The sequence below is a fragment of the Oceanicaulis sp. genome, assembly GCF_965249665.1.
Lineage (GTDB): Bacteria > Pseudomonadota > Alphaproteobacteria > Caulobacterales > Maricaulaceae > Oceanicaulis.
Genome location: NZ_OZ252247.1, coordinates 2,054,058 through 2,080,416, shown reverse-complemented (window position 1 = coordinate 2,080,416; position 26,359 = coordinate 2,054,058). Strand labels below are relative to the sequence as shown.

The following is a 26,359-nucleotide window of genomic DNA, read 5'->3' as shown; positions in this document are numbered from 1 at the left end:
CGAGGACATGTTCCATCACGGTCCGGGCGCGGCTATATAGGGGGCAGGTAAAGACAGGATAAGACGTGACTGACACCGGCTTGGACCTCGACGACGCGCCAATGCGCAACGGGCTCATCAAACGCCATACGCCCGAGGATTTTGAGGGCATGCGCAAGGCGGGCCAATTATCGGCCCGGGCGCTGGACATGCTGGTGGAGTACGTCAAACCCGGTGTCAGCACCCAGACCCTCGATGATCTGGTGCGCGAATTCTATTTTGATCATGGCGCAGCGCCGGCGACGATCTTTTATCGCGGCTACACCAAATCGAGCTGCACCTCGATCAATCACGTCGTCTGTCACGGCATCCCCAACAACAAACCGCTTCGGGACGGCGACATCGTCAATATCGACGTCACCTGCATGCTCGACGGCTGGCATGGCGACACCTCGCGCATGTTTGGCGTCGGCGAGGTCAAGCGCAAGGCGGCCCGCCTTGTTGAAGTGACCTATGAAGCGATGATGCGCGGCATCGAACAGGTCAAACCGGGCAATCATTTCGGTGATATCGGCGCCGCCATCCAGGAATACGCCGAATCCCAGCGCTATTCGGTGGTGCGCGATTTTTGCGGTCATGGCCTGGGACGCCTGTTCCATGACGCGCCCAACGTGCTGCACTTTGGCGAATACGGATCCGGTCCGGTGATCGAGGAAGGCATGTTCTTCACGATCGAGCCCATGCTCAATATCGGCAAGCCGGGCGTGAAAGTTCTCAATGACGGCTGGACGGCGGTGACGCGTGACAAATCCCTGTCCGCCCAGTTCGAGCATTCCATCGGCGTGACGAAGGACGGCGCCGAGCTGTTCACCAAATCCCCCGCCGGACTTGATCAGCCGCCCTGCGGGTAGACACACGCTGCGGCGCGTATAGAGCGCCAACTTATCCGCCCCCTCTCCCGCGTGAGCCATACTGCGTCCCGTTCCTTCCAGGGCGGGCGGCCGGCGCGTTCAGGCTGGGAGGGGCGGGATGTCCCGAGGACAGAGCGTTTAACGCACGCTCTGGCCGAAAAGGCGGATCATCATCGTACGGTCCAGGGCAGCGGCGTCTGATGAGACACTGACTGCACCGGCGGCGCGACAGCGCAGAAGTCTCCGTGCGGTGATCCCGACAAAACATCTCAAGCGCGGGAGCCGGGTGGCTTCCTAGACGATCCATATTCACTTTAACGGCCCGCTCCCGCGCGACCCGTCATGAGCTCTCCCCCTGCGTTTGCGCGCGGGGATGGTGGTGCATGGATCTCTCAGATACGCCGGGGGTGACAGATAGAGAGATTTGAAAGTTCTCTTCTCTTTCCCCGCGCAGGCGGGGACCCAGAGATCATGAAACGCTGCACTCTCGGCTCTGGGTCCCGGCCTTCGCCGGGAAAGAGTTAAATATAAAAGAGCTGAAATCCCGGGCGAGCCTCGCGAAGACCCGGGACCTCCCTCCGCAGATAACGCCTTTTCCTGCAAGAGACCCCGGCTCTGCGCTACGCCGGAGATTTAGCGTCGACACAACAAAAACCCCGGAGCAAGGCTCCGGGGTTTTCAGATCGTCAGAACCTGACTGAGCTTAAACGGTGACGCCTTTCAGGCGCGCCTTGGCTTTCTCGGCGCCGATCAGCGGCAGGATTTCGGCCATTTCAGGTCCGCGTTCCTGGCCGGTCAGGGCCATGCGCAAAGGCTTGAACAGCGCTTTGCCCTTGCGGCCCGTCGCCTCTTTCAGCGCGCCGGTCCAGACGCCCCAGCTCTCACCCGTCAGCGCGCCTTCGGGCAGCATGTCGCCGGCTTGAGAGACAAAGTCCGCGTCTTCATCAGCGATGGCGGGCGTCACCGGACCTTCGATCAGGCGCACCCATTCGATGACGTCTTTTGCAAAGGTGAGGTTCGGGCGCACGGTCAGCCAGACCGCCTCGCCGCCGTCCGCATCCAGCGCCGCCAGCTTGGGCTGGGCGTCGGCATAGCTCATGGCGTGGACCAGCTTGGCGTTCAGGCGCTTGAGCTCTTCAGGATCAAAGCGCGCCGGCGTGCGCGACAGCTTGCCGAACTCGAATTCATCGGCGAGCTGCTGGAGATCATCGCGCGCATCGACTGCATCAGAGGTGCCGATTTTGGCGAGCAGAGAGCACACCGCCATCGGCTCATAGCCGTCAATCTCGCGCAGGTCTTCAATGGACAAGGAGCCCAGACGCTTGGAGAGCTTGTCGCCATCCGCCCCGACCAGAAGCGCGGTATGGCCCATGGCCGGCGCCGAGCCCTTGCCGCCCAGCGCTTCGAAAATCTCAATCTGCGCCGCCGAGTTCGTCACATGGTCTTCACCGCGAATGATGTGGGTGACGTTTGAGTCCAGATCATCCACCACGCTCGGCAGCGTGTAGAGATAGCTGCCGTCAGCGCGGATCAGGATCGGGTCTGAGACCGAGCTGGTTTCGATATGGCTAGGGCCGCGGACGAGATCGGTCCACTCGATGCGGCCGCCCGACAGCTTGAAGCGCCAGTGCGGCTGGCGACCTTCCGCTTCGAGCTTGGCCTTGTCTTCATCCGTGAGACTAAGCGCAGCACGGTCATAGACCGGCGGCTTGCTCTGAGCGCGCTGAATCTTGCGTTTGCGATCCAGCTCGTCCTCGGTCTCATAGCACGGATACAGAAGGCCCTGATCGATCAGCGTCTGTTTGGCGGCTTCATATTGGTCAAAGCGATCAGATTGCTTGAAGCTCTCATCCCATTTCAATCCCAGCCAGGTGAGATCGGCCTTGATGGCGTCTTCATTCTCCTGGGTGGAGCGGTCCAGATCGGTGTCGTCGATCCGCAGCAGAACCGTGCCGCCCTGGCTCCGTGCGAACAGCACGTTCAGCAGGGCGGTGCGCACATTGCCCACGTGCAGACGGCCGGTGGGACTGGGGGCGAAACGAACTTTCACGGTCATGGATATCGGCTCTAATTCTATAACGAGGCGCCGCACCGATGCGCGGCCTGAAACGCGGCTTTAGACCGCCGCCACCGATGCGTCAAACATGAGAATGCGCGCACTGACTTGATGATTTAACAGGTCAGGGTGATGTTTGCCGACCAACACGGGGACCATCGATGAGCAATGAGCCGCAAACACCTGCCGATCCCGGGCCGAAAGGTCCTCAGCTTGATGAATTGCTCGACGGGCTGATGGGCTGGAACCGGAGTTTCATCAAGACACTCAAGGACGGTGTTCTTTATCCTGAACGCGTGGCCGGCGCCGTTCTGGCGCAGGATCACCAGACCTACGCCTCGCCCGTGCGCGTTCTGATCTTCCTGATGGGCCTGTACATGACGCTGACCGTCTTCATGATGGGGTCAGATTTCCAGAGCGTACAAACCTTCTCAGACAGCTCGCCCGAAGCGCTGGACGCCTGGCTGACACAGCAAGGCTCAAGCCTGGATGAAGTCAATAATGTCTGGGCGTTCTGGATACAGGTGCTGATCTGGCCCATCACCGTGATCGCCTCCCTGCCCTTTGCGCTTCTGTTCAAGGCCTATGCGCCGCGGCGCACGCTGTACGGCGCGGTGCTGGTCTACATGACCACCGTAAACGCCATGACCGCCGTCCAGATCATGCTCACCTTGGTGCTGGCCGTGTTCCTGGACAATGCCGACAGCATGGTGATCGGGCTGATACTGGTATTGTTTTTCTACTATTACATTACCGGGCGGGTCCTTTTCGCGCACTATGCGCGGACCCTCTGGGGCACATTACTGAAGCTCTTTTCCTTCGTTCTGTTGACCCCTGTCACCTTAGTGATCACGGTGCTGATGCAGCTCCTCGCCTTCGATCAGGTTATGGAGCATCGCTTTGATCTGAACGTATCGGATATTATCCAACTGAGGGGAGACACAGCGCCATGAAATCACGTGAAATCCGGCTGACGCAGCATTTCACCGGGCCAGTGAAGTCTGACTATTTCGAACTGTCGGAAACGGACCTTCCCGAACCTGCTGAAGGCGAAGTGGTCGTGCGCAACGCCTGGCTGTCTGTCGACCCGTATATGCGCGGACGGATGATCGGCGTGAAAACCTATATCGATCCGTTTGAAGTGGGCGCGCCACTGGAAGGCGGCGCTGTGGGTCAGGTTGTTCAGTCCAAGGCTGACGGCTTTAAAGAGGGCGACTGGGTCATGAGCATGAAGGGCTGGCGCGAAGGCTATGTGGCCGCCGCTGACAGCCTGACCAAGATCGACGCCAGCGTTCTGCCGCCTGAAGCATATCTGGGCGTGGCGGGCCTGACGGGCATGACCGCCTATATCGGCCTCAAGCGCATTATCGAGCTGAAAGCGGGCGAGACCTTGTGGATGAGCGCCGCCGCGGGCGCTGTGGGCTCTGCCGGCGTTCAATTCGCCAAAGCCATGGGCGCGAACGTCATCGCCACGGCCGGCGGACAAGAGAAAACCGATTTCTGCACCGAGATCGGCGCCGACGCTGTGGTCGATTACAAGGCGACGGACGATCTGGCGGGCGCGGTGCGCGCCGCAGCGGAGCCGTTTGGCGGCGTGGACGCCTATTTCGAGAATGTCGGCGGCGACCACCTTCAAGCGGCGCTGGACGTCATCAAGCCGCATGGCCGCATGGCCGTGTGCGGCATGATCGCCCGCTATAATGACGATCAGCCCCTCCCCGGCCCCACCAATCTGACCCAGATCATCGCCAAAAAGCTGAAGGTCCAGGGCTTCATCCTGTCAGATCATTTTGATCTGCAAGGCGAGTTCATCAAAGATCTGTCGGACTGGATGATGGCGGGCAAGGTGAAAACCCGAGACACCGTCTATGACGGCATCGAACAGACGCCCGACGCTTTCATGGGGCTCTTCACAGGCGCCAATATCGGTAAAATGCTGGTCAAACTCTAACGCTTGGGGCCGGGCGCGCGCTCGCGGGTCCGGCCCTTATGCGACCATAGATTAACCCCCTCTCAACCATAGATTTTTGGCGCCGATTTTCTCGCCAGTCGGTGCGCCTGTTATACGTCTTGTGAACACTTTGGACCTAAAGGTTTCCCTACCGTTATTTGAGACAGGACGGTCGTCTGTCAGGCGCCCGAGGGTTCCCATGAACGTAGAACAATTGAATGCGCGCGCTGAAGGCCGTCTCGCCGGCCTTGTGGGGCTGGATGTCATTGAGGCCAGCGCCACTCGTATTCGCGGCGCCCTGACGGTTCGTCCTGAACTGCAAGCGCCCACAGGCTTTCTGCATACCGCCACCATCATCGCCATGCTCGATACCCTGGCGGGCTATGGCGCGAGCATGAATATTCCCGACCGGTCGATCGGCTTCACCACGATTGAAGTGAGTTCGAGCTTTTTCGGCGCCGCCCGCCAGGGCCGGGTCATCGGCGAGGCGGTCCCCATCCATCGGGGCAGCACGACCCAGATCTGGTCGGCCAATTGCTGGCGTGAAAGCGACAACAAGGAAATTGCGGTGTTCCGATGCACCCAGATGGTGCTTTATCCGCCGCGTCGGGACGGACCCAAAGAAGAGTAGGATCGGTACAGGCGTCCCAGAACGCCGCCGCCGACACAGGCCCCTACAAAGGCCGCCAGCGTGTCATTTCCAAACATGTGCAGGAAACCTGCATAGGACAGACAGGCCGCTGCTACGGCCAGTCCGGTCGCGCTGATTCTGTTCAGCCATGAAACAGGTGCTTGGGTCATGGTTTCCTAAAAGCAAACAACGGGCCGGTTTTGAAGGCCTTTATTTACCATAACGCGCAATTTCGCGTTAGGACTGCAAACCAATTCAGCTGATACGCCTGTATAGCCTTGCAATCATGGTTCAGAATCGCGCTTCATGGCGCAGTCCAATGTTGGCGGCTAACGATTCTCACGCGGCCGCCTTATCCAACCAGTGGGGGGAACCCTGATGAATAAATCTGAACTCGCCAAAGCCATCGCCGACAAAGCTGGCATCACCAAAGCCCAAGCCGGCGACGCCATCGACGCGTTCGCAGACGCCATTGTCGGCGCTGCAAAGTCTGATGACTCCGTGCAACTGGCGGGCTTCGGCACCTTCCACGCCAAGCACCGCGAAGCGCGTGAAGTGCGCAATCCGCGCACCGGCGAAAAAATGATGTCCAAAGCCAAGACCCAGCTGGCCTTCCGTCCGGCTTCGGCTCTGAAAGACATCTAAGCGTTTTCCGCCCTCGGGCGGATCAAGCTGAGCGAGACCGCCGCCCTCAGGGGCGGCGGTTTTGTTTTGAGCGGATATATCGCAAGAAAAAGCCCGGCTCCATGAACCGGGCTTTTGACGGCATGCTTGCGCGCGGGCCTACTCGGCCGCGACGACGCTGCGCTTGAGGCCCTGAGCGGGTTTCAGCGCGTCCGAAATCTGGAACGCCATTTCCAGCGCCTGATCCGCGTTCAGACGCGGATCGCAATGGGTGTGATACCGGCTCGACAGATCCGCTTCGGACAGATGCCCGGCGCCGCCGACGCATTCGGTCACATCCTGGCCCGTCATCTCGAAATGCACCCCGCCCGGCTCAGCCCCTTCGGCGCGCAGCACTTCGATGAAGGTGCGCAGCTCAGACAGCACCTTGTCGAAATCACGGGTCTTGTAGCCATTGGCCGCCTTGTGGGTGTTGCCGTGCATCGGATCACACGACCAGATCACATTGCGGCCTTCAGACTGCACCTTGCGCACCAGCGGCAGCAGGCCGTCCGCCACCTTGTCCGCGCCCATGCGGACATACAAGATCAGACGCCCGGCCTCATCACGCGGGTTCAAAACGTCGATCAGACGGATCAGCTCGTCAGGATCCAGGGTCGGGCCGCATTTGAGCCCGATCGGATTTTCCAGGCCGCGCATGAATTCCACATGGGCGTGGTCAGGTTGGCGCGTCCGGTCGCCAATCCACAGCAAATGCGCGCTGGTGTCGTACCAGCGGCCCGAATTGCTCTCCATACGGGTCATCGCCTGCTCGAACGGCAGGTGCAGCGCTTCGTGGGAGGTGAAGAAATCCACCCCTTCCAGCGACGGCGCGCCGTCCGGCGTCACACCGCAGGCGCGCATGAAGGCCAACGCCTCGCCGATACGGTCGGCATATTCCTGATAACGCTCGCCCGCCGGGCTGCCCGCCAGGAAATCAAGCGTCCACTGGTGCACATTGTGAAGGTCGGCATACCCGCCCGACGCCAGCGCGCGCAGCAGGTTCAACGTCGCGGCCGACTGGTCATACGCCCGGATCAGTCGCTCGGGATCAGGCACGCGCGCTTCTTCGGTGAAGGCCATGTCATTGATGGAATCGCCGCGATAGCTGGGCAATGTCACGCCATCGATGGTCTCTGAATCCGACGAACGCGGCTTGGCGAACTGGCCCGCAATACGGCCCACTTTCACCACTGGCTTGGCGCTGGCGAAGGTCATCACCACCGCCATCTGCAGCAGCACGCGGAACGTGTCGCGCACGGTTTCGGCGGAAAACTCCTTGAAGCTTTCGGCGCAATCCCCACCCTGCAGCAAGAAGGCCTGACCCGCGGAGACATTGGCGAGCTGGCTTTTCAACCGGCGCACCTCGCCTGCGAAGACCAGCGGCGGGCGCTTTGCGAGCTCGGATTCCACCCAATAAAGCTTGTCCATATCAGGATAAGCCGGCATTTGCTTGCCAGGTTTGGATCTCCAGCTCTCAGGGCTCCACATAGTCATGGCCTTCGCCTTTCTTGTATTTGGCCGGACATTCTAACGACGATTGTGCAACGCAGTAAGCCCCGAAGGTCCGCTTCGGGGCGCACTGCGTGCAAAAAAGCAACGATGAGGGTGACAGCGCGGTTAATGCGCCCTGTCAGGATCGACGGCTTTACTCCGCGGCGCGCAATTCAGGCGGGATCCATTTTTCCTTCATGGTGACCAACTCCTCGGCCACGCTGGGATGGACGGCGCAGGTTGCATCAAACTGGGCCTTGGTCAGCCCCGCCTTCACCGCAATGCCCACCGCCTGGATGATCTCGGGGCTGTCATCGCCCACCAGATGCACGCCGATCACCGCCTGGTCAGATTGACGCACAATCATTTTCATCATCATCCGGTCGGGATGATCGGTGATGATGCCCTTCATCGGACGAAACTGGGATTTGTAAACATCCACGTCGCCGTATTCTTTGCGCGCCTCGGCCTCGGTCAATCCCACCGTGCCGACGGGCGGCTGGGTGAAGACAGCGCTGGGAATCGTCGAGTGATCATAGGCATTCGGCGTGTCGCCATAGACCGTGTCGACAAAGGCCGCACCCTCTCGGATAGCCACAGGCGTCAGGTTCACCCGGTCGGTGACGTCGCCCACCGCGTAGATCGTGTCGACGCTGGTTTTGGAATACTCGTCAACCTTGATCGCCCCCTTCTCGTTCACCTCAACGCCCGCGCTTTCAAGCCCCAGACCCTGGGTGTAGGGATCGCGGCCAATGGCGAACACAACCTGATCCACATCCTCGATCACATCGCCGTTTTTCAGGGAGACGCGCTTGGTCTTGGCATCTTCGTCGGTCAGTTCGATCTTCTCGAACACGGTGTGGGTGATCACCCGGACGCCGGCTTCTTTCAGGCCTTCATGGACGGCGGTGCGCACATCATCATCAAAGCCGCGCAGCACGGTCTCGCCGCGATACACCAGGCACGTCTCAACACCCAGACCAGCGAACACCTGGGCGAACTCCACCGCGATATAGCCGCCGCCCGCGATCACAATGTGCTTGGGCAATTGGGGCAGGTGGAACAGCTCGTTTGATGTGATGGCATGCTCGACGCCCGGCAGGCTCTCATCGGTATTGGGCGCGCCGCCGACCGCGATCAGGATATGTTTGGCGGTGACGGTGCGGTCCTGCTTGACCAGGCGAACAGTGTTGGGGCCTTCAAGCACGGCCCGATCTTCGATCAACTCGACGCCGGCGTTTGCGAGATTGCGCGAATAAATGCCCGACAGGCGGTCCACTTCAGCGTTCATAGTGTCGCGAAATTTTGGCCAGTCAAAGCTCGGCGCGCCCACATCCCAGCCATAGGCCTTGGCCTGTTTGAAGCTTTTGGCGAAGCTCGAGGCGTAGACCATGTATTTCTTGGGTACGCAGCCGCGGATTACGCAAGTGCCGCCGGGACGGTATTCCTCGGCGACGGCGACCTTTTTGCCCTTCATGGCGCTCAGGCGAGACGCCCGTACACCGCCAGACCCCGCGCCGATGGTGAACAGGTCATAGTCATACTCGTGATCGGCCATTGCGCGCCCTTTTCGTCATTCAATCAGATATGCATGCGTATGTGTGCACACGACCCCGATAGGTCAAATCACGCAAGGGCGGAAGATGGGGAAAGCGCCTATACGCGCCCATGGCGGCAATCGCCTCAAAGGTGGCGCTGGACTGAAAATTCTCCTATCAAGATAGTTCATCAAGGATGAGCGCGAACTGTGAGCGACCTCAAAGCCCTGCCTGACACCCCCCACCATGCCGGCCATCGCGACCGGCTGCGTGCGCGCTTTTCCGAGGCCGGAGGTCAGGGCCTCGCTGATTACGAACTTCTGGAGCTGGCGCTGTTTCGCTCGATCCCGCGGCGCGATGTCAAACCGCTCGCAAAAGCGCTGATTGCCCGGTTTGGCGGTCTGGGCGGGGTCTGTGCAGCGGAGCTGCATCAGCTCACCGACATCAAGGGCGTCTCGGAAAAGACCGCGCTCGACCTCAAACTGCTCGAAGCCCTGGCCGTTCGCATGGCGCGTGAACAGGTGGTGGGTCGTCCGGTCCTCTCCAGCTGGTCCGCCCTGCTCGATTACCTGCGCACGGCGCTTCAACACGCCTCCACTGAGCAGTTCCGGGTTTTGTACCTCGACAAGAAAAACCGCCTGGTCGGCGACGAACATCAGGCGCGCGGCACCGTGGATCATGCGCCGGTCTATCCGCGTGAAGTGGTCAAGCGCGCCCTGGCGCTGGACGCCAGCGCGCTGATCCTAGTGCACAACCACCCCAGCGGCGACCCGACACCGTCTCATGCCGATATCGAAATGACCAAGCTGGTGATCAGCGCCGCCAAACCCTTCAACATCGTGGTCCACGACCATCTGGTGATCGGGCGAGAAGCCACGGCGAGCTTTAAAAGTCTGGGATTGCTGTGAGCGATGACGCGCTGTGAAAGAGCTAGCCCTGCGGCCTGGCAGGCTCCCACAGCTCAATCTTGACCCCGTCAGGGTCCATCAGCCAGGCAAAGCGGCCATAGTCAAAGTCTTGCGGTTCACCGATCATGGCGACACCTGCCGCCTTGATCCGCGCCAGCAGGGCGTCCAGATCCTCGACGATCAAATTCACCATAAAGGCCTGCTCTGACGGGGCGAAATAGTCAGACTCGTCCTCAAAGCGGGCGAAGATGGTGCGCGCGCCGTCGCCAAAGGTTTCAGCCGTCTCGGCATGGGAAAAGTCAAAACCCCCGTAAGAATTTAGCTCCAGGCCCAACACCTCTTGATACCATCGCTTGCTCGCGTCAGGATCAGTCGACTTCACGAATACGCCGCCTACGCCCAATACCGGCATGTCGGTCTCCTTCTTAACCTTGTTTCACGGTGACCCATGCCTTCCGCTCCGTCCAACTTTTTCACCCATCTTGAATGCTCGATGACGGGGGCGCGAATCGAGGCCGACCGGCCGCAGAACCTCTCCCCCGAAGGCTGGCCGCTTCTGGCGCGGTATGACCTTGCACAGATGAAGGGCTGTCTTGACCGCGACGCCATCGCTGCGCGCTCCGCCGTGGATCATCCCGGCTTCTGGAAATGGCGTGAGCTGTTGCCCGTCGCCCATGACGAGGACGTCGTGTCGCTGGGCGAAGTGGACACCCCTTTGATCAACGCCACAGGCACAGCGGCTGAGATCGGCGCGTCCGGCCGTCTATGGGTCAAGGATGAAGGCCGCCTGCCCACTGGCAGTTTCAAGGCGCGCGGCCTGGCGCTGGCGGTGTCCATGGCCAAATCCTATGGCGTTCAAACCATGGCCATGCCCACAAACGGCAATGCTGGCGCAGCGCTGTCCGCCTATGGCGCACGGGCGGGCATGACAACCTATTCCTTCTGCCCGGAAGATACGCCGGACGTGAATGTACGCGAAATCGCCGCCCAGGGCGGCAAGGTGTTTCGCGTCAACGGCCTCATCCACCAGTGCGGCGCGATTGTCGGCGCACTGAAGGACCAGATGGGCTGGTTTGATGTTTCAACTTTGAAGGAGCCCTACCGGATCGAGGGCAAGAAGACGATGGGGATCGAGCTGGCCTGGCAATTGGGCTGGACACTCCCAGACGCAATTTTTTACCCCACGGGCGGCGGCACCGGACTGATCGGCATGTGGAAAGCCTTTGATGAAATGGAAAAGCTGGGCTGGATCGGCTCTGAACGTCCCAAGATGTTCGCCGTCCAGGCCGAAGGCTGCGCGCCTATCGTCAAAGCGTATGAAGCAGGCGAGGAGCACGCGCCGGAATGGCAGGACGCTCACACGTTCGCAGCAGGCATACGGGTGCCCAAGGCCATCGGCGATTTCCTGATCCTGCGTGCTGTGCGCGAAAGCGGCGGCGCTGCGCTGTCCGTGAGCGAAACCCAGATCGAAAACGCGCGTCAGCAGTGCGGGCGCGAGGACGGTTTATTACTGTGTCCGGAAGGCGCGGCGACCCTCGCCGCCTGCCATTCTGCGCTGGATCAGGGCCTGATTGAACGCGACTCAGACATCGTGCTGTTTAATTGCGGCTCGGGCCTGAAATATCCGCTGCCAGATCCGTCACGCGCTCTGGATCGTACACAGACCATCACGCCGGACATGCTTGAGGCCTGACTTGAAAGACTGAATCCGCTTCACTGAATCGTAATGCACACGAGCCTTTAACTGTAGCATCTGCCTATCGCATAACCCCGGCCTCTCTGATTCGAGCCTAAGGGATCGCCATGAGCACCCCAGCGCCTTTCACCGCCAAACGGCCGGCCGCCCGGAACGCCTGGACCGCGCTTGGGGTTTTGCTTGTGGTCTATCTGGTCAACTTCATGGACCGGCAGATCTTTGCGGTGCTTCAGGAAGAGTTCCGAGTCGATCTCAATCTGAGCGATTCACAGCTGGCTTTACTCGGCGGCACAGCCTTCGCGCTGTTTTACGACACGCTTGGCGTTCCCATCGCCATCCTGGCCGACCGCACAAACCGCGTACGCCTGATCGCTGCGGCCTGTGTAGTGTGGAGCGTGTTCACCGCCCTGTCCGGTCTCGCCAGCAATTTTGTCCAGATGCTGCTGGCGCGGATCGGCGTCGCCTCAGGCGAGGCGGGCGGAGTCTCACCCTCCTATTCCGTTCTGTCTGATTATTTTCCGCCCTCAAAGCGCGCGTTCGCCATCGGCCTGTTCTCGATCGGCGCCCCTTTGGGGCTCACGGCAGGTTCAGCGCTGGGCGCTTTTATCGCCGACGCTTTGAACTGGCGCTGGGCGTTCATTCTGGTCGGGCTGCCAGGCGTCTTGCTGGCGCTGGTGCTGGTGGTTCTGGTCAAGGAACCCAAGCGCGGCGTGTTTGATACGGATGCGTTGCGCGCCCAGAAGGCCAATGCGCTGAGTGCGCTAAAACTCGTGTTCGCCACGCCGTCGCTGCGTTTGTTCACAGCCGCCGCCGCAGTCACCTCCTTTGCGGGCTATAGCCTGTATCAATGGGCGCCCTCCTTTCTGATCCGCTCTCAAGGCATGACCTTGGAAGAGGTTGGCGCCGGTCTATCGCCTCTGTTCGCCCTCGGGCTGATCGGCTCGGTGGCGGGCGGCTGGATGGCGGACAGGGTTGGTCCGGGGCGCCCTGAAGCCTACGGGGTCATCCCCGGCCTGACCTTGCTCCTCACTGTGCCGTTCTTTCTCGGCGGGCTCATGGCGCAGGATGGCAAGACCACCTTGTTGTTTTTCGCCATTCCCTTGCTGCTCAGCTATGCCTGGATCGGGCCAGGTCTCGCCGCCACACAGACGATGACCCCGCCCGCCTCTCGCGCGGCGGTGGCGGCGATCATCGGATTTTTCAACAATCTGATCGGAATCGGCCTCGGGCCGCTGGCGGTCGGCGCCCTGTCAGACGCGCTGCGCCCCCATTACGGGGAGGGCGAAGCCTTGCGTCTGGCCTTGATGGCGGGCAGCTCCGCCTTCGCTGTGGCGGCGATTTTGTTCGTGGCAGCGGGCTATGCGCTCAAGCGCGATCTGAAGCGGCGCACTTGACGTGGCGGGCCGGTTGGCGCTGTTTGCGCGCAAACCCGCCCCTTTCGTCAGACGTGAGAGCCGCGCCCCATGATCCCTCGCTATACCCGGCCTGAAATGGCCGATATCTGGTCCCCGCAATCGAAATACCGCATCTGGTTCGAGATTGAGGCCCACGCCACCGACAAGCTGGCAGAGCTGGGCGTCGTTCCGGCTGACGCCGCCAAGGCCGTGTGGAAAGCCAGGGACATGACGTTCGACGTCGATCGGATCGACGAGATCGAAGCCGAGGTGAAGCACGACGTCATCGCTTTCCTCACCCATCTGGCCGAGCTTGTGGGGGAAGACGCCCGCTTCGTGCACCAGGGATTGACCAGCTCGGACGTGCTGGACACCTGCCTCGCCGTACAGCTCAAGCGCGCCTCTGATGTGCTGCTTGAAGGCATGGACCGGGTGCTGGCGGCGCTGAAAAAGCGCGCGTTCGAGCACAAGATGACCGCCTGCATCGGCCGCAGCCATGGCATCCACGCCGAACCCACGACGATGGGGCTGAAATTCGCGCGCTTTTACGCTGAATTTGACCGCAACCGCGCCCGCCTTGTGCAAGCGCGCGAAGAGATCGCCACCTGCGCCATTTCCGGCGCCATCGGCACCTTCGCCAATGTGAACCCGGCGGTGGAAGCCCACGTGGCCCAGGCGATGGATCTGAGCGTGGAGCCGATCTCCACCCAGGTAATTCCGCGTGATCGCCATGCGGCCTTCTTCGCCACGCTCGGCCTGATCGCGTCCGCCATCGAGAATGTGGCCGTGGAAGTGCGCCATTTGCAGCGCTCGGAAGTGCGCGAGGCGCAGGAGTATTTCTCCAAGGGTCAAAAAGGCTCTTCGGCCATGCCGCACAAGCGCAATCCGATCCTGACGGAAAACCTGACCGGGCTGGCGCGCCTGGTGCGCTCAGCCGTCGTTCCGGCGATGGAAAACGTCGCGCTCTGGCATGAACGCGATATTTCCCATTCCTCTGTGGAACGCGGCATCGGCCCGGACGCCACCGCGCATCTGGATTTCGCCCTGCACCGCACCGCGTCGATGATTGAAGGCCTGATCGTGCATGAAGATCGCTGCCGGGAGAATCTTGAGGCCTATGGCGGCATTCACAACTCCCAGCGCGTGCTGCTCGCGCTGACCCAGGCGGGCGCCTCGCGTGAGGATTCCTATCGCCTTGTCCAGCGCAACGGCATGAAAACCTGGGATGAGGGCGGCAAGCTGGTCGACCACCTCAAAGCCGATGACGGCGTCACGGCGCTCTTGTCTGATGACCAGATCGACGCCTGCTTTGACGAACACTATCACTTCAAGCATGTGAACACGATTTTCGACCGTGTGTTCGGCGCGTCCTGATCGCACATCACTCTTCGCCACTTCAGCTAGCGCCGTCCGAAGGCTCGGGCGGCGCTTTGCTTATGGCTGATTTGTAATTGTATCAAATTCCCGGCCTGCTACCGTCAAGGACATCCGGACGGAGCCGCCATGACTTACTTACAAGGCCTTTTGAGTCTCGCATTGACCTTGATGATCGGCGCAAACAGCTACGCGCAAAACACGTCCAGCATCCCCATGCAGAGAAACTCCTATGGGTTATACACTCTGCAGACCCATGTGGGACGCAGCGTGTTGTTTTCTGGAAATCCTGAGGCGGATCCGGTCCCATTCATCATCGATACCGGCGCGTCGCATACGGCGGCGCCGCGACTGATCGCTCAGCAACTCGCCGATCAGCAAGTGATCACGCTTGATCAGATCGCGCACGGCGTCACCGGACAGTTCGACACCGATCTGATTTTTGTCGAGCAACTCGATTATGGTCTCGGCCCGCGCGTCATCGAAGTCGCGGTCTTTGAAGACGCCTTTGGATCGGTGATGAGTGCTGCGGGCCTTTTGGGCGCGAACGCCTTCACCACAGAGATTATCCAGATTGATTTCCCCCGCGCCCGGTTGGAGCTGTTGCCTCAGCGTGTTTCGCTTTCAACAAGCGCATTGAGCGTGCAGGATGGTCTGGTCATGGGGCTCGGACAGGTGCGCGGCGTTGACGCGCCTGTGCGGGTGCTCGTCGATACCGGCGCGACCGCTTCTATCGTCAACACCGCTTTCATGCGCGCACGCGCCGGCCCGCAATCCTCAACGTCGATGGAGATCGAGGGTGTATCAGGCGATAGTCGGGCCGTGGGCGAAGTGCGCCGCATGTTCAGCCGGCTTCGAGTCGATGATTTCTGTATCGGCCTGTTTGAAATCACCGTCTCGGACGTCTATGCGTTTGAGCATCATGGCTGGGCCGATGAGCCGGCGATCATTCTGGGCATGGATGTGTTGCAACACGCTGTGATCAGCATTGATTACGGCTCTGGCGGCGTCGCGCTTCAGGGCTTTGACCGGATGGCGTGTCCAGGCGCCCGCACTCACGCGAGTTTGAGCCCGCGCTAGGGCGTTCTGTGCTAAGCGGTGAGGCCGTATTAAAAAGAGCCCCGCCATGATCCGCACGCCTCTCCTCGCATTGCTTCTGGTCCTCGGCCTGACTGCACTGGCGACCGCTCAGGAAGCCACGCCTGCAAGCGCCGCAGGTGACGAGCCGCGTCTGGTGGCGGCGCTGTTTCGCTCCAACTGGTGCGGCCCCTGCAAGGTGCTGGAGCCGCGCTATGAGGCGGTGATGTCTGACTACGCCGAGGCGCCGTTGGAGCGCGTACGCTTTGACAGCTCTTTCGGGCGACGCGGCGCGCTGGCGCGGCGGGCTCAGGAAGAAGGCGTTAGCGCCGTTTACGAGGCGACCGAGGGGGCCACCGGCTTTGTGCTGTTGATTGATCGCGAAACCGGAGACGTGCTGGCGCGGATCAGCATGGCGTATTCAGACGCCGACATTCGCGGCGCGCTTGATCACGCCCTGCGCGTGATCGCTGATCGTGAGGCGTTCGGACTGTAAACCGGACATGAAAACGGCGGCGCAGAGCCTGCGCCGCCGTTCGTCACTTGCAAGCAACAGCGATTAGCCTTGGCTGATCTGCTCGCGCGCCTCTTCGAGCAACTGCTCCATCTTATGACGGATCTGATGATCGGTCTGCTCAATGCCGCGGGCGTCAAAATCGCCGCGCACCTTGCGAAACACGTCTTCATGCCCGGCTTCTTCGAAATCGGCTTTGACGACCTCTTTGCCATAGGCTTCGGCGTCGTCGCCGGTCAGGCCCATCAGCTCGGCGGCCCACAGACCCAGAAGCTTGTTGCGGCGCGCAATCGCTTTGAACTCGAGCTCCTGATCGTGAGCGAATTTGTTTTCGAACGCGTTTTCGCGATCCTCAAAACCTGACATGGCGGTGGTCCTTCAACCCCAGACAAGAAAACTGCTGACCGAAGAGTTAGCTGTAGCAGCGCCGATTATCAATCGTGTAAGCCTGAGCGCAAACAGGCTTCAGCACAGATATTGATGTAAGAGGCCGCCTCGCGTATGTAGGCGCCTCGATAGCGGCCCGCGGCGACGGGCCGTTTCGCGTTTCTCATGGCATGGCCCAGGCGCGACGTCTCTGTTCCCAGCGACATCACAGCGGGCTCACGCCCCACTCGCGCGCCGCAATGCGCGCCCAAGCCGGAGCGAGGCCACGATGTCCCGCCGCAAGATGCTGTACGAAGGCAAAGCCAAAATCCTCTACGAGGGTCCCGAGCCGGGCACCGTCGTGGCCTATTTCAAGGATGACGCCACCGCCTTCAACGCCCAGAAAAAAGCCGTGCTCGAAGGCAAGGGCGTGCTCAACAACCGGATCTCCGAATACATCATGGAGCATCTGGGCCGGATGGGCATCCCCACCCACTTCATCAAGCGCTTGAACATGCGCGAGCAATTGCTGCGCGAAGTCGAGATCATTCCCCTTGAGGTCGTGGTGCGCAATGTGGCCGCCGGCTCGATCGCCAAGCGCTTTGGCCTGACGGAAGGCGATGCGCTGCCGCGCTCCATCGTCGAGTTCTATTACAAGAACGACGATCTGGAAGATCCGATGGTCGCCGAAGAACACGTCACCGCGTTCAACTGGGCCACCACCCAGGACATGGACGAGATGATCGCCATGGCGCTGCGGGTGAACGATTTCATGTCGGGCCTGTTCGCCGCGGTCGGCATTCGCCTTGTGGACTTCAAGCTCGAATTTGGCCGCGTCTACGATCAGAACGACATGCCGCGAGTGATTCTCGCTGACGAGATCAGCCCGGACAGCTGCCGTCTGTGGGACGCCAACACTAATGAGAAGCTCGACAAGGACCGGTTCCGCCGCGATCTGGGCAATGTGACCGAAGCCTATGCCGAAGTCGCCCGCCGTCTGGGCATCATGAAAGAAAACGGTTCCGTCACCGAAGAGGGGTCTCCGGAATGAAAGCGCGCATTCACGTCTATCTCAAACCCGGCGTTCTGGACCCGCAGGGCCAGGCTGTCTCCAACTCGCTGAACCATCTGGGGTTTGACGAGGTTACGGGCGTGCGTCAGGGCAAGCTGATCGAGATTGATCTCAACACTGCCGACGCCGAGGAAGCCCAGCAACGCGTCTCGGAGATGTGCGACAAGCTGCTCGCCAACCCCGTCATCGAAAATTACGACATCGAGCTGAGCGCCTAGGCGCTGGCGAGCAAGAAGCGGATCTGACATGAAAACCGCCGTCATCGTCTTCCCCGGCTCGAACTGTGACCGCGACGCGGCCACGGCGATCGAAGCCGTCACCGGCCACGCGCCGGCCATGGTCTGGCATGAAGAGACCGAACTGCCTGAGGGGCTCGACTTCGTGATGGTCCCCGGCGGGTTCTCCTATGGCGACTATCTGCGCTCGGGCGCGGTGGCTGCGCGCTCGCCGATCGTCAATGACCTGAAAAAGAAAGCCGAAGCGGGCGTGCCCATGCTGGGCGTGTGCAACGGCTTTCAGATCCTGACCGAGGCCGGGCTTCTGGACGGCACGCTGATGCGCAACGCCTCGCTGCATTTCGTCTGCGAGAAAGCGCCCCTGCTGGTGGAGACGGCGAACACCCGCTTCACCCGCGGTTATGCCGACCGCAAGGAGATCGTCATTCCGGTCGCCCACCATGACGGCAATTATTTCGCCGACGAGGCGACGCTTGACCGGATCGAGGGCGAAGGCCAGGTGGTCTTCCGCTACGCCAATAATCCCAACGGCTCCGCCCGCGACATCGCCGGCGTCACCAATGCGGCGGGCAATGTGCTGGGCATGATGCCCCACCCTGAACGCGCCGTGGACGCCGACCATGGCGGAACCGATGGACTGGCCCTGTTTGAAAGCGTGCTGGGGAAACTGTCATGAGCGAAGCCGTGAACCCGCGTTACGCCGAGGGCGTCACCGAAGAGATCGCCCTCGATCACGTCACCGCTGACGAATACGAGATCATCCTCAAGGAGCTCGGCCGCGCGCCGAACCTTGTGGAGCTGGGCATTTTCTCGGTCATGTGGTCCGAGCACTGCTCGTACAAATCCTCGCGCCTGCACCTGTCCAAATTCCCGACGTCTGGCGACAAAGTGATCTATGGCCCGGGCGAGAACGCCGGCGTCATCGATATTGGCGACGGTCAGGCCGCCATCTTCAAGATGGAGAGCCACAACCACCCGAGCTACATCGAGCCCTATCAGGGCGCAGCCACAGGCGTGGGCGGCATTCTGCGCGACGTCTTCACCATGGGCGCGCGCCCGGTGGCGCTGATGAACGCGCTGCGCTTTGGCGACCCCAAACATCCCAAGACCCGTCAGCTGGTCGCGGGCGTCACCGCCGGCATTGGCGGCTATGGCAATTGCGTGGGTGTGCCCACGGTGGGCGGCGAGACCAATTTCGACAAGGGCTATAACGGCAACATCCTGGTGAACGCCATGGCCGTGGGCCTCGCGGACACTGACAAGATCTTCACCGCCGCCGCCCGCGAACCGGATTACCCCGTGCTTTATGTAGGCGCGAAAACCGGCCGCGACGGCATTCACGGCGCCACCATGGCGTCAGCCGAATTTGGCGAAGGCTCGGAAGAGAACCGCCCGACCGTTCAGGTCGGCGACCCCTTCACCGAGAAAAAACTGATTGAAGCCTGCCTTGAACTGATGAGCGAAGACGCGATCAGCTCGATCCAGGATATGGGCGCGGCGGGTCTCACCTCCTCGTCCGTGGAAATGGCCTCGTCTGGCGGTCTGGGGATCGAGCTCGATCTCGATCATGTGCCCCAGCGCGAAGAGAACATGACCGCTTATGAGATGATGCTGTCAGAATCCCAGGAGCGGATGCTGATCATCATCAAGCCGGGCCGCGAGCATGTGGCAGAGCGCATCTTCCGCAAATGGGATCTCGATGTGGCGACCATCGGCAAGACCGCCCCTCATGGCCGTCTTGTACTGCGTCACAAGGGTGAGGTCGTCTGCGACCTGCCGCTCGATCCGATTGGCGAGAACGCGCCGAAATACGACCGTCCCTGGTTCCCCGCCGAAGCCCGCGGCTCCATCGACCCGCGCGAGCTGCACCAGCCCGAGCATCTGGGTGAAGTGCTGGCGAGCCTGATGGGCAGCCCTGACATGGCGTCCAAGCGCTGGATCTGGCGTCAGTATGACCGCCATGTGATGGCTGATACCGCCGCCAGCTCCGAAGACCCGTCCGACGCCGCCATTGTGCGCGTGCACGGCACGCAAAAGGCGCTGGCGATCACCACCGACTGCACGCCGCGCTATTGCTTCGCCGACCCGTTTGAAGGCGGCAAACAGGCGGTGGCCGAAGCCTGGCGCAACCTTACCGCTGTCGGCGCCGATCCCATCGCCATCACCGATTGTCTGAACTTCGGCAATCCCGAACGTCCCGAGATCATGGGGCAGTTCGTAGGCTGCGTTGAGGGCATGGCCGAGGCCTGCAAAGCGCTCGACTTCCCCGTCGTGTCCGGCAATGTCTCGCTCTACAACGAGACCGACGGCGTCGCCATTCCGCCCACTCCGGCAGTGGGCGCAGTAGGCCTGATTCCCGATATCGCCCAGCGCATGGGCTATGGCGGGCTGAAAGACGGCCAGGTGCTGCTGCTCGTGGGGGAAACCCGCGGCGAGCTGGGCGCTTCGCTCTATCTGCGCGAGATCGAGAACCAGGAGAAAGGCGCCTCGCCGCGCGTGGACCTGGCGGTCGAGAAACGCAATGGCGACTTTGTCCGCGAGACGATCCGCAAGGGTCACGCCCAGGCGGTCCACGACCTGTCAGACGGCGGTCTGGCCTGCGCCGCTGCTGATATGGCGATGGCGGCGGGCGTCGGGATCAAGCTCGCCTATACGGGCGACCTGCCGGTCTTCGCCTGGATGTTCGGTGAGGATCAGGGCCGCTATCTGATCGCTGCAGACGCCGCAGACGCTGAAGCCATCCGCGCGAACGCGAAAGACGCGGACGTGTCGGTCGAGGTTGTGGGCCTCGCGGGCGGCCGCTTCCTCTCGATCAATGGCGGGCACGCCGTGGATCTGATCCGGCTCAAGCAAGCCCATGAAGGCTTCATGCCAGCCCTGATGGAGGGCGAGCCTGAAGCGCGCGTCGCCGAATAAGGCGGGCGACCAAGCCCACAAAAAAGGCCGGAGCCAATGCTCCGGCCTTTTTCATTTGAACGGCTCAGCTCATTAGCTGTGGCACTGGGCCAGAGCAGAATTGTGCGTGACGGCGTCTTCACCGGCGCCCAGCTCGGCGGCGCGAGCGAAATCAGCAGCGGCGGCGGCGTGATCGCCCGCCAGCCAGAACGCGCCGCCCCGGTTGGTGTAGGCCTCCCAGCCTTCAGGATTGCGCTCGATAGCGGTGGCGCAAGCGTCCGCCGTGCCGGAATCGCTTTCATTGGCCAGCGCGGCGCACAGATTGACGGCGGCGGCGTTCTTGTTGCGGTTGGAGGTGCCGGACTCAAGCGCTTCAGACGCAAAGTGAGCGGCGTTGCGCCAGTCGCCCTGATTGATGCGGCGCGCGGACTGGCGCACGTCAGAGTTCGGGCCGGACACGCCGACGAACATCGGCTCGGACGGGCAGTCCTGGGCCTGAGCGGAACCGAAAGCGGCGATTGCGAGTGCTGCGCCAGCGAATACAGTACGAAGTGCGGTGGACATATCCATCTCCCTGATGAAACCCGAGCATGCCTATACGCCCGCGTTTGTGGCGTATAGATAGGGACCTCACCGCACTTTGAAAAGTAAACAGTGTTTATTTTTGTTATGATTTCATGACGCGCCGCAAATGTTGCGGCGCGTCAATCACTTGGCTTTGCCCTAGGGGTCGGCGCCCTCGCCCAGAACTGTTCCCAAATCCGCATCAATGCGCTCGGCCAGCGCGATCGCCACGCTCACGGCGCCCAGAAAAAAGTCAGGATTGATGGTCTCGAACTCGTCGCTGGTCTGGTGGTAATGCTCATGATCCTCCACCCCGAGATAAAGGAAGGGAATGCCGGCGACGTGAAACGCGCCCTGATCTGACAACAGCGTCCAGTCATTGCGCGGATCGCCGTCAGGTTGGTCATAGCCCGCCGCCAGGGTGATCGAGGTCTCCTGTGCGACGGCCTCCACGATGGGATGCAGGGCGGGGGTGTGATAGGGGCCCGCGGCCCAAATGTCATTGTCCGGGCTATATCCCAGCATGTCGAAATTGAGGTTGAAGACGACTGGCGCGGCTCCGTCCACGGGATTGGCGACCACTTCACGCGCCCCGTGCAACCCGCCCTCCTCTGCGTCGAAGGCCATGATCAACAGGTCATGCTCGGGCGGATTGTCGATAAAGTGCGCCGCCACGGCCAACAGCGCCGCAACGCCAGAGGCATTGTCGTCGGCGCCATTGTAAATCTCGCCCTCTTCAGTCTGACCCACATGGTCATAATGCGCGGTCACAGCGATGGCGCGGCTGCGGTCGCGTCCGGGGATCACGCCGATGACGTTTACGGCGTTGATGGTTTCTCTGGGCGAATTCGGATCGCGAAAATCAATGGCGCGCTCAAAGCTGAAGGGCTGCTCGAAGCTGTCGCCCACCGGCTGAACGCCAATCTCTGTCAGACGATCAATGATATAGGCGCGTGCGCGTGCATTGCCTTCAGTCTGCACCAGCCGCCCTTTCATCTCATCGGAACTGAGGACGCACAGATCCGCCCAAGGGGCAGGCTCCAGCCCCGCACAGTCCGAGGCGGCGGGAACGGCCAAAGCCGTGGTCAAAAGCAAGGCAGACAGCAACATGGGCGGGTCTCCGTAATATCCCTGTGAAAGTCAGGGTTCCGGGCACGCCCGGTGTGATGGTATGGCTCAGACTAGCACTGTGCAGGAGAGACGCCATGCCCATGAATGCGGAAGACATTGTCAGTCTGATCAAGGACGGCGTTCCCGGCGCCGAGGTCGAGATCACCGATCTCGCCGGCGATGGCGACCATTACAAGGCCGTGGTGGTTTCACCGGCCTTCGCCGGCCTGCCACGCGTCCGTCAACATCAGATGGTCTATGCTGCGCTGAAAGGCCGGATGGGCGGCGAGCTGCACGCTCTGGCGCTGGAAACCCGTGCGCCGGACTAGCGCGCCTGTCAGCAATTGAAACGCGCCGCCCCACCCCCCATCTTGGGGCCAAGACGAACTTAAAGGAATCCTCTCCATGTCCGACGCCGACACTCAGGAAGCGATCAAGAAAGCGGTCACCGAAAACGACGTGGTCTTGTTCATGAAGGGCACCCCCACCTTCCCGCAATGCGGGTTCTCCTCGGTGGTGGCGCGTGTGCTCGATCATGTGGGCGTGGAATACGCCGCCGTGAACGTGCTGGAAGACCACGCCGTGCGCGAAGGCGTCAAAGCCTATTCAGACTGGCCGACCATCCCCCAGCTTTATGTGAAGGGCGAGTTTGTTGGCGGGTGCGACATCGTGAAAGAGATGTTTGAAGCCGGCGAGCTGCAACAGCTCATGAAAGACAAGGGCCTGGTGGAGGCGTAAGCCCCCGCTCCGCTCCTGACCGAGAAAACCCGTCTCCGATTGGAGACGGATTTTTTCATGTCATACGGCCAAAGAAAAAGCCCGCTGCGGTGCAGCGGGCTTTTCTGTCTCGTCGTCCTCGAACACTTACGAGGAGTAGAATTCGACGACCAGGTTCGGTTCCATCTTCACCGGGTACGGAACTTCGTTGAATTCCGGCTTGCGGGTGTAGGTGGCTTTCATGCCCTTGGCGTCGAGATCGAGGTAGTCAGGCACGTCACGTTCCGGGCTGCCCAGAGCTTCAAGCACCAGCGCCATGGAACGGGACTTTTCGCGCACTTCAACCACATCGCCCGGCTTGACCATGTAAGAGGCGATATTGACGCGCTTGCCGTTCACCCGGACATGGCCGTGGTTGACGAACTGGCGTGCTGCGAAGACGGTCGGCACGAATTTGGCGCGATACACGATCGCGTCCAGACGGCTCTCCAGCAGACCGATCAGGTTTTCGGCGGTGTTGCCGCGCAGGCGCTGCGCTTCGGTGTAGATGCGCTTGAACTGCTTCTCGGTGATGTTGCCGTAATAGCCTTTGAGCTTTTGCTTGGCGCGCAGCTGCAGACCGAAGTCAGACAGCTTGCCGGCGCGGCGCTGGCCGTGTTGACCCGGGCCATAGGCGCGCTTGTTCACCGGGGATTTGGCGCGGCCCCAGATGTTTTCGCCCATGCGGCGGTCAATTTTGTATTTCTGCGAATGACGCTTTGACATAGTCTTTCCTTCTCGACGCGGCCCGGCTCTGATCCCTCAGCCAGAGCAATTGAAACGGCGGTCCACGCGTCGTCCGTTGCCATGAAAACAAAGCTCGTCCGGCAAGCCGGCGAGCGAGGGAAGCGCGGGTTATGAGCAAAGCGGCAGGCGGAGTCAATATTCGCGCTGTCGAGCGGACTGTCTCCAGAGCGTGAACAACGCGCTGGCGGCGCTCAAGCCGCCGATCATCAAGGCCTGCAAGGCAGGACGCGGCGCGCTGATTGCGCCCAGCACATCCAGATCCAGCACACAACGCGCGCCTTCATAGCCATACCGCCCAAGCTGCGGATCATAGACCGCGCACCCGGAAAACACCGACGCCTGAAACAAGCCCTGCGCCAACGCCCCCGCAATGCCCAGCACCACCAGGGCCATCGCCAGCGCTGAACTTCGACAACACAGCGCCGTCGCCAGCCCCAGATAGGCTGACAACATATGAAGATCGCCAAGCCCCGACACATAGCCCTGAAGGCCCAGCAGCAAGGCGCTGAGTGTAAAGACCGGAAGAATGAACGCCGGCGCCTGGGCCAGGGGCGGCAGACCGCGCCAGTTCAGCTCCCACCGCGCCAGAACCACAATCAACAGCCCTAATGAGATCACACGCCAACCCGGCCCCGGCAGAATGGCGGACGCGCCGCCATCTGCTGAAAACGTCGCGAGCGTGGACCACAAACGCTCGGCGAAGCGGGGGCCCAGCACAGCTGTCATCTCGTTCGGTTCAGCACTCACCAGCGCATAAACAAGCCATCCCGTCCCGATGAGAAGCGCCAGACTGAGCGCAAACACCCGCAAGACCAACCATTCCGCGTCCAGCGCAGCCGCTGTGTAAAGCCGCCAGCTGCGCCAGCCTAGATACGCCGCCAGCCCCAGCCACAAGGTCACCAGAAGCGTATTCGCCCAAACACCGAACCCAAGGGTCAGCCCCAGAGCCAGGCTGGCGGACAGGTCATTGCGTCGTGACAGGGCGATGAAGGCTGCGCAGGACAAAGCCGCGCAGCTCAGCCCCAGCGCATCGCCGCCCACAGACGTCATCTGCGCGAAAAACTGGGGGAACATGAAAGGCCAGGCCGCCATGATCACCGCGCCTTGTTCATGGATCAGGCCGTGCCGAACCGCGGTTTCGACGGCGACAGCGAAACCCAGCATCGCAGCCGACCATAAGATCAATCGGTAGAGCTGGATCTGCGCCCACCAGCCCCAGTCCGACACCATAAGGCGCACCGGCGCCAATACGACCAGGGTCAAAGGCTTGGGCCCGGCGTCGACAGGTGAAACATGGGAGGCCGACATCTGCCCCTGAGCGTCACCGGACGCGTCTTGCAGCATCGCCCAGCGCGCATACCCCGGACGCGCCTCGCTCTGCCAGGACTCCGGCCAGGGCCCGTCATGGGAGGCGATTTCAGACGGCAGCGGCGTTCCCTGTGCAACCCGGATCGCGCCAGTTTGCGAGAACTGGACCAGGGCGGCGAGTTGCTCCACCTCGCCCCGACCTTCAAAGGCGGGCTGAAACAGCACATAGCCCAGCCCCGCCATGAAGACGCCCAGCAAGAGGCGACGCCGGGCCGGCCCCAGAACCCGATTGATGATGAGAAGAAGCATGCGCCAGGCTTGCATGTCCGCCTCCTCAACTAGGCGGATGACAGGCGCGCTTCGCACTGCGCCATGGCGTCCCCTGGCGGCTCAAGGGTCAGCCGGATGGAGCGGACCAGAACAGCTTCGCCATTGCCGGCGTCACCCGGCCAGATGCCCAGCCATTCCACCCCGTTCGCTTGCGCCGTCGGCGCGACCTGATAACAAATCCCCACCGTGCTCCAGGACTGCCCCACGGGTTTCAGCGTCCGCTCTGAATCGCCATACCCGACCGTGAAATACCCGACCCGGATCTGATCAATTCGCGAATCCGAAGCCGCTTGAGCCTCGACCTCAAGCCGGACAATCCGGCCGATAGCGTTTTCTTCCCATTCTGTGGGCAGAGCGGCGCCGACACCCGCAGACAGCAAGCCCGCCGCGTCAAAGGACGCCGTGGCGCTCAACCGCGCCAGAGGTTCGCCCGCAGGTCCTATCGTCAATTCAAATCGTGTTCCGGGCCCTGGGATGAGCTGAGCGAGAGCCTCGCCCTGCATCACGAACTCCGTATCGCTAATGACGGCGTCCACTGCGCCAGGGCGTGTGCTGAGCCCCAAAACGATCAGCCCCGCCATCACCAGCATTGATGCAGGCAGGAAAATCCAATCCGGCGGCGACCAGCGGCCGGATCGACGGACAAGATCACGAAGCGCGTGCGGGAGATGAAATTCAGTCTGGGCCATGAATCTTCAGGCGGATCCTTCAAACCTCTACTCACTAAAGGATATCAATCCGTCTGGATACCGTTCGCAGCGGCGCGCCGCGCGGAAACACTCAGGCCGC

The 26,359-nt window shown here is 61.4% G+C and carries 27 protein-coding genes; 17 read left to right on the top strand and 10 right to left on the bottom strand.

The annotated features are described in order from the left end of the window. Positions 1-101 precede the first annotated feature (101 nt). Entirely contained in the window at positions 102-890 is a 789-nt protein-coding gene (map, locus tag ACP154_RS10005) for a type I methionyl aminopeptidase (protein WP_421861494.1), read from the top strand. Between the two features lie 703 nt (positions 891-1,593). Here map and gltX read toward each other — a convergent pair. Next, positions 1,594-2,946, bottom strand: coding sequence for a glutamate--tRNA ligase (gene gltX / locus ACP154_RS10000; protein WP_421859570.1), 1,353 nt, complete (start codon positions 2,944-2,946; stop codon positions 1,594-1,596). Positions 2,947-3,107: 161 nt separating this feature from the next. Here gltX and ACP154_RS09995 point away from each other — a divergent pair, with 161 nt between their 5' ends. The 4 genes from ACP154_RS09995 (at position 3,108) to ACP154_RS09980 (ending at position 6,173) form a co-directional block, all read left to right on the top strand. Further along, positions 3,108-3,899, top strand: coding sequence for a hypothetical protein (locus ACP154_RS09995; protein WP_421859571.1), 792 nt, complete (start codon positions 3,108-3,110; stop codon positions 3,897-3,899). Beyond that, entirely contained in the window at positions 3,896-4,897 is a 1,002-nt protein-coding gene (locus ACP154_RS09990) for an MDR family NADP-dependent oxidoreductase (RefSeq protein WP_107712842.1), read from the top strand. The genes ACP154_RS09995 and ACP154_RS09990 overlap by 4 nt, the downstream gene beginning before the upstream one ends. Positions 4,898-5,096: 199 nt before the next feature. Further along, positions 5,097-5,528 carry a PaaI family thioesterase gene (locus ACP154_RS09985; protein WP_107712841.1) on the top strand — a complete coding sequence of 144 codons (432 nt, stop codon included), beginning with the start codon at positions 5,097-5,099 and terminating at the stop codon, positions 5,526-5,528. Positions 5,529-5,906: 378 nt separating this feature from the next. Next, positions 5,907-6,173 carry an HU family DNA-binding protein gene (locus ACP154_RS09980; protein ID WP_028284481.1) on the top strand — a complete coding sequence of 89 codons (267 nt, stop codon included), beginning with the start codon at positions 5,907-5,909 and terminating at the stop codon, positions 6,171-6,173. A 138-nt stretch (positions 6,174-6,311) separates the two neighbouring features. Here ACP154_RS09980 and ACP154_RS09975 read toward each other — a convergent pair whose 3' ends face one another. Both ACP154_RS09975 and gor read right to left on the bottom strand, forming a co-directional pair. Then, positions 6,312-7,688 (bottom strand): class II 3-deoxy-7-phosphoheptulonate synthase, encoded by a 1,377-nt coding sequence (locus ACP154_RS09975; RefSeq protein ID WP_107712840.1) that lies wholly within the window; start codon positions 7,686-7,688, stop codon positions 6,312-6,314. Between the two features lie 151 nt (positions 7,689-7,839). After that, positions 7,840-9,243, bottom strand: coding sequence for a glutathione-disulfide reductase (gor, locus tag ACP154_RS09970; protein WP_421859574.1), 1,404 nt, complete (start codon positions 9,241-9,243; stop codon positions 7,840-7,842). Positions 9,244-9,432: 189 nt separating this feature from the next. Between gor and radC the strand changes: the two genes are divergently transcribed. Continuing rightward, on the top strand, positions 9,433-10,131 hold the full coding sequence (gene radC / locus ACP154_RS09965) for a RadC family protein (protein ID WP_421859575.1): 699 nt from the start codon (positions 9,433-9,435) through the stop codon (positions 10,129-10,131). Positions 10,132-10,153: 22 nt separating this feature from the next. On the opposite strand, the gene ACP154_RS09960 is transcribed toward radC, so the two are convergent. After that, complete coding sequence (locus tag ACP154_RS09960; protein ID WP_421859576.1) at positions 10,154-10,543, bottom strand: VOC family protein; 390 nt, start codon at positions 10,541-10,543, stop codon at positions 10,154-10,156. Between the two features lie 36 nt (positions 10,544-10,579). On the opposite strand from ACP154_RS09960, the gene ACP154_RS09955 reads away from it, so the two are divergent. From ACP154_RS09955 to ACP154_RS09935, 5 genes are all read left to right on the top strand, one after another. Next, a complete protein-coding gene (locus tag ACP154_RS09955) occupies positions 10,580-11,824 on the top strand; it encodes a threonine synthase (RefSeq protein WP_421859578.1) in 1,245 nt (414 codons plus the stop codon). 110 nt (positions 11,825-11,934) lie between these two features. Then, a complete protein-coding gene (locus ACP154_RS09950; protein WP_421859579.1) occupies positions 11,935-13,221 on the top strand; it encodes a spinster family MFS transporter in 1,287 nt (428 codons plus the stop codon). Between the two features lie 69 nt (positions 13,222-13,290). Continuing rightward, on the top strand, positions 13,291-14,595 hold the full coding sequence (gene purB, locus ACP154_RS09945) for an adenylosuccinate lyase (protein WP_421859580.1): 1,305 nt from the start codon (positions 13,291-13,293) through the stop codon (positions 14,593-14,595). Positions 14,596-14,724: 129 nt separating this feature from the next. Further along, positions 14,725-15,675, top strand: a complete 951-nt coding sequence (locus ACP154_RS09940) for an aspartyl protease family protein (RefSeq protein WP_421859581.1) — start codon at positions 14,725-14,727, stop codon at positions 15,673-15,675. Positions 15,676-15,721: 46 nt separating this feature from the next. Next, a complete protein-coding gene (locus ACP154_RS09935; protein ID WP_421859582.1) occupies positions 15,722-16,168 on the top strand; it encodes a thioredoxin domain-containing protein in 447 nt (148 codons plus the stop codon). Between the two features lie 63 nt (positions 16,169-16,231). Here ACP154_RS09935 and ACP154_RS09930 read toward each other — a convergent pair whose 3' ends face one another. Next, on the bottom strand, positions 16,232-16,552 hold the full coding sequence (locus tag ACP154_RS09930; RefSeq protein WP_421859584.1) for a DUF1476 domain-containing protein: 321 nt from the start codon (positions 16,550-16,552) through the stop codon (positions 16,232-16,234). A gap of 289 nt (positions 16,553-16,841) precedes the next feature. Between ACP154_RS09930 and purC the strand changes: the two genes are divergently transcribed. Genes purC through purL form a run of 4 tightly spaced genes read left to right on the top strand, consistent with a single transcriptional unit; the run spans position 16,842 to position 20,776 of the window. Continuing rightward, a complete protein-coding gene (gene purC, locus ACP154_RS09925) occupies positions 16,842-17,603 on the top strand; it encodes a phosphoribosylaminoimidazolesuccinocarboxamide synthase (protein ID WP_107712832.1) in 762 nt (253 codons plus the stop codon). After that, a complete protein-coding gene (purS, locus tag ACP154_RS09920) occupies positions 17,600-17,842 on the top strand; it encodes a phosphoribosylformylglycinamidine synthase subunit PurS (RefSeq protein WP_107712831.1) in 243 nt (80 codons plus the stop codon). The genes purC and purS overlap by 4 nt, the downstream gene beginning before the upstream one ends. A gap of 28 nt (positions 17,843-17,870) precedes the next feature. Continuing rightward, entirely contained in the window at positions 17,871-18,536 is a 666-nt protein-coding gene (gene purQ / locus ACP154_RS09915) for a phosphoribosylformylglycinamidine synthase subunit PurQ (protein ID WP_022699939.1), read from the top strand. Beyond that, a complete protein-coding gene (gene purL / locus ACP154_RS09910) occupies positions 18,533-20,776 on the top strand; it encodes a phosphoribosylformylglycinamidine synthase subunit PurL (RefSeq protein ID WP_421859586.1) in 2,244 nt (747 codons plus the stop codon). Before purQ ends, purL begins: the two co-directional genes overlap by 4 nt. A 72-nt stretch (positions 20,777-20,848) precedes the next feature. Here purL and ACP154_RS09905 read toward each other — a convergent pair whose 3' ends face one another. Both ACP154_RS09905 and ACP154_RS09900 read right to left on the bottom strand, forming a co-directional pair. After that, complete coding sequence (locus tag ACP154_RS09905; RefSeq protein ID WP_133725265.1) at positions 20,849-21,319, bottom strand: hypothetical protein; 471 nt, start codon at positions 21,317-21,319, stop codon at positions 20,849-20,851. Positions 21,320-21,478: 159 nt separating this feature from the next. Continuing rightward, positions 21,479-22,429 (bottom strand): M20/M25/M40 family metallo-hydrolase, encoded by a 951-nt coding sequence (locus ACP154_RS09900; protein ID WP_421859588.1) that lies wholly within the window; start codon positions 22,427-22,429, stop codon positions 21,479-21,481. A gap of 95 nt (positions 22,430-22,524) precedes the next feature. Here ACP154_RS09900 and ACP154_RS09895 point away from each other — a divergent pair, with 95 nt between their 5' ends. Continuing rightward, positions 22,525-22,758, top strand: coding sequence for a BolA family protein (locus ACP154_RS09895; protein WP_421859590.1), 234 nt, complete (start codon positions 22,525-22,527; stop codon positions 22,756-22,758). A 76-nt stretch (positions 22,759-22,834) separates the two neighbouring features. Next, on the top strand, positions 22,835-23,167 hold the full coding sequence (gene grxD / locus ACP154_RS09890) for a Grx4 family monothiol glutaredoxin (protein WP_107712826.1): 333 nt from the start codon (positions 22,835-22,837) through the stop codon (positions 23,165-23,167). Between the two features lie 126 nt (positions 23,168-23,293). Here grxD and rpsD read toward each other — a convergent pair whose 3' ends face one another. The 3 genes from rpsD to ACP154_RS09875 all read right to left on the bottom strand — a co-directional run bounded on the left by rpsD (position 23,294) and on the right by ACP154_RS09875 (position 26,259). Then, positions 23,294-23,911, bottom strand: a complete 618-nt coding sequence (rpsD, locus tag ACP154_RS09885) for a 30S ribosomal protein S4 (protein WP_107712825.1) — start codon at positions 23,909-23,911, stop codon at positions 23,294-23,296. 153 nt (positions 23,912-24,064) lie between these two features. Next, on the bottom strand, positions 24,065-25,564 hold the full coding sequence (locus tag ACP154_RS09880; RefSeq protein WP_421859592.1) for a hypothetical protein: 1,500 nt from the start codon (positions 25,562-25,564) through the stop codon (positions 24,065-24,067). A gap of 14 nt (positions 25,565-25,578) precedes the next feature. Then, complete coding sequence (locus ACP154_RS09875) at positions 25,579-26,259, bottom strand: hypothetical protein (protein WP_107712823.1); 681 nt, start codon at positions 26,257-26,259, stop codon at positions 25,579-25,581. Between the last annotated feature and the right edge of the window lie 100 nt (positions 26,260-26,359).

What these genes read in the sequence shown, in the direction of transcription:
- map (WP_421861494.1), top strand. Translation starts at nt 102, where the DNA reads ATGCGCAACGGGCTCATCAAACGCCATACGCCCGAGGATTTTGAGGGC.
- gltX (WP_421859570.1), bottom strand. Translation starts at nt 2,946, where the DNA reads ATGACCGTGAAAGTTCGTTTCGCCCCCAGTCCCACCGGCCGTCTGCAC.
- ACP154_RS09995 (WP_421859571.1), top strand. Translation starts at nt 3,108, where the DNA reads ATGAGCAATGAGCCGCAAACACCTGCCGATCCCGGGCCGAAAGGTCCT.
- ACP154_RS09990 (WP_107712842.1), top strand. Translation starts at nt 3,896, where the DNA reads ATGAAATCACGTGAAATCCGGCTGACGCAGCATTTCACCGGGCCAGTG.
- ACP154_RS09985 (WP_107712841.1), top strand. Translation starts at nt 5,097, where the DNA reads ATGAACGTAGAACAATTGAATGCGCGCGCTGAAGGCCGTCTCGCCGGC.
- ACP154_RS09980 (WP_028284481.1), top strand. Translation starts at nt 5,907, where the DNA reads ATGAATAAATCTGAACTCGCCAAAGCCATCGCCGACAAAGCTGGCATC.
- ACP154_RS09975 (WP_107712840.1), bottom strand. Translation starts at nt 7,688, where the DNA reads ATGACTATGTGGAGCCCTGAGAGCTGGAGATCCAAACCTGGCAAGCAA.
- gor (WP_421859574.1), bottom strand. Translation starts at nt 9,243, where the DNA reads ATGGCCGATCACGAGTATGACTATGACCTGTTCACCATCGGCGCGGGG.
- ACP154_RS09960 (WP_421859576.1), bottom strand. Translation starts at nt 10,543, where the DNA reads ATGCCGGTATTGGGCGTAGGCGGCGTATTCGTGAAGTCGACTGATCCT.
- ACP154_RS09955 (WP_421859578.1), top strand. Translation starts at nt 10,580, where the DNA reads ATGCCTTCCGCTCCGTCCAACTTTTTCACCCATCTTGAATGCTCGATG.
- ACP154_RS09950 (WP_421859579.1), top strand. Translation starts at nt 11,935, where the DNA reads ATGAGCACCCCAGCGCCTTTCACCGCCAAACGGCCGGCCGCCCGGAAC.
- purB (WP_421859580.1), top strand. Translation starts at nt 13,291, where the DNA reads ATGATCCCTCGCTATACCCGGCCTGAAATGGCCGATATCTGGTCCCCG.
- ACP154_RS09940 (WP_421859581.1), top strand. Translation starts at nt 14,725, where the DNA reads ATGACTTACTTACAAGGCCTTTTGAGTCTCGCATTGACCTTGATGATC.
- ACP154_RS09935 (WP_421859582.1), top strand. Translation starts at nt 15,722, where the DNA reads ATGATCCGCACGCCTCTCCTCGCATTGCTTCTGGTCCTCGGCCTGACT.
- ACP154_RS09930 (WP_421859584.1), bottom strand. Translation starts at nt 16,552, where the DNA reads ATGTCAGGTTTTGAGGATCGCGAAAACGCGTTCGAAAACAAATTCGCT.
- purC (WP_107712832.1), top strand. Translation starts at nt 16,842, where the DNA reads ATGTCCCGCCGCAAGATGCTGTACGAAGGCAAAGCCAAAATCCTCTAC.
- purS (WP_107712831.1), top strand. Translation starts at nt 17,600, where the DNA reads ATGAAAGCGCGCATTCACGTCTATCTCAAACCCGGCGTTCTGGACCCG.
- purQ (WP_022699939.1), top strand. Translation starts at nt 17,871, where the DNA reads ATGAAAACCGCCGTCATCGTCTTCCCCGGCTCGAACTGTGACCGCGAC.
- purL (WP_421859586.1), top strand. Translation starts at nt 18,533, where the DNA reads ATGAGCGAAGCCGTGAACCCGCGTTACGCCGAGGGCGTCACCGAAGAG.
- ACP154_RS09905 (WP_133725265.1), bottom strand. Translation starts at nt 21,319, where the DNA reads ATGTCCACCGCACTTCGTACTGTATTCGCTGGCGCAGCACTCGCAATC.
- ACP154_RS09900 (WP_421859588.1), bottom strand. Translation starts at nt 22,429, where the DNA reads ATGTTGCTGTCTGCCTTGCTTTTGACCACGGCTTTGGCCGTTCCCGCC.
- ACP154_RS09895 (WP_421859590.1), top strand. Translation starts at nt 22,525, where the DNA reads ATGCCCATGAATGCGGAAGACATTGTCAGTCTGATCAAGGACGGCGTT.
- grxD (WP_107712826.1), top strand. Translation starts at nt 22,835, where the DNA reads ATGTCCGACGCCGACACTCAGGAAGCGATCAAGAAAGCGGTCACCGAA.
- rpsD (WP_107712825.1), bottom strand. Translation starts at nt 23,911, where the DNA reads ATGTCAAAGCGTCATTCGCAGAAATACAAAATTGACCGCCGCATGGGC.
- ACP154_RS09880 (WP_421859592.1), bottom strand. Translation starts at nt 25,564, where the DNA reads ATGCAAGCCTGGCGCATGCTTCTTCTCATCATCAATCGGGTTCTGGGG.
- ACP154_RS09875 (WP_107712823.1), bottom strand. Translation starts at nt 26,259, where the DNA reads ATGGCCCAGACTGAATTTCATCTCCCGCACGCGCTTCGTGATCTTGTC.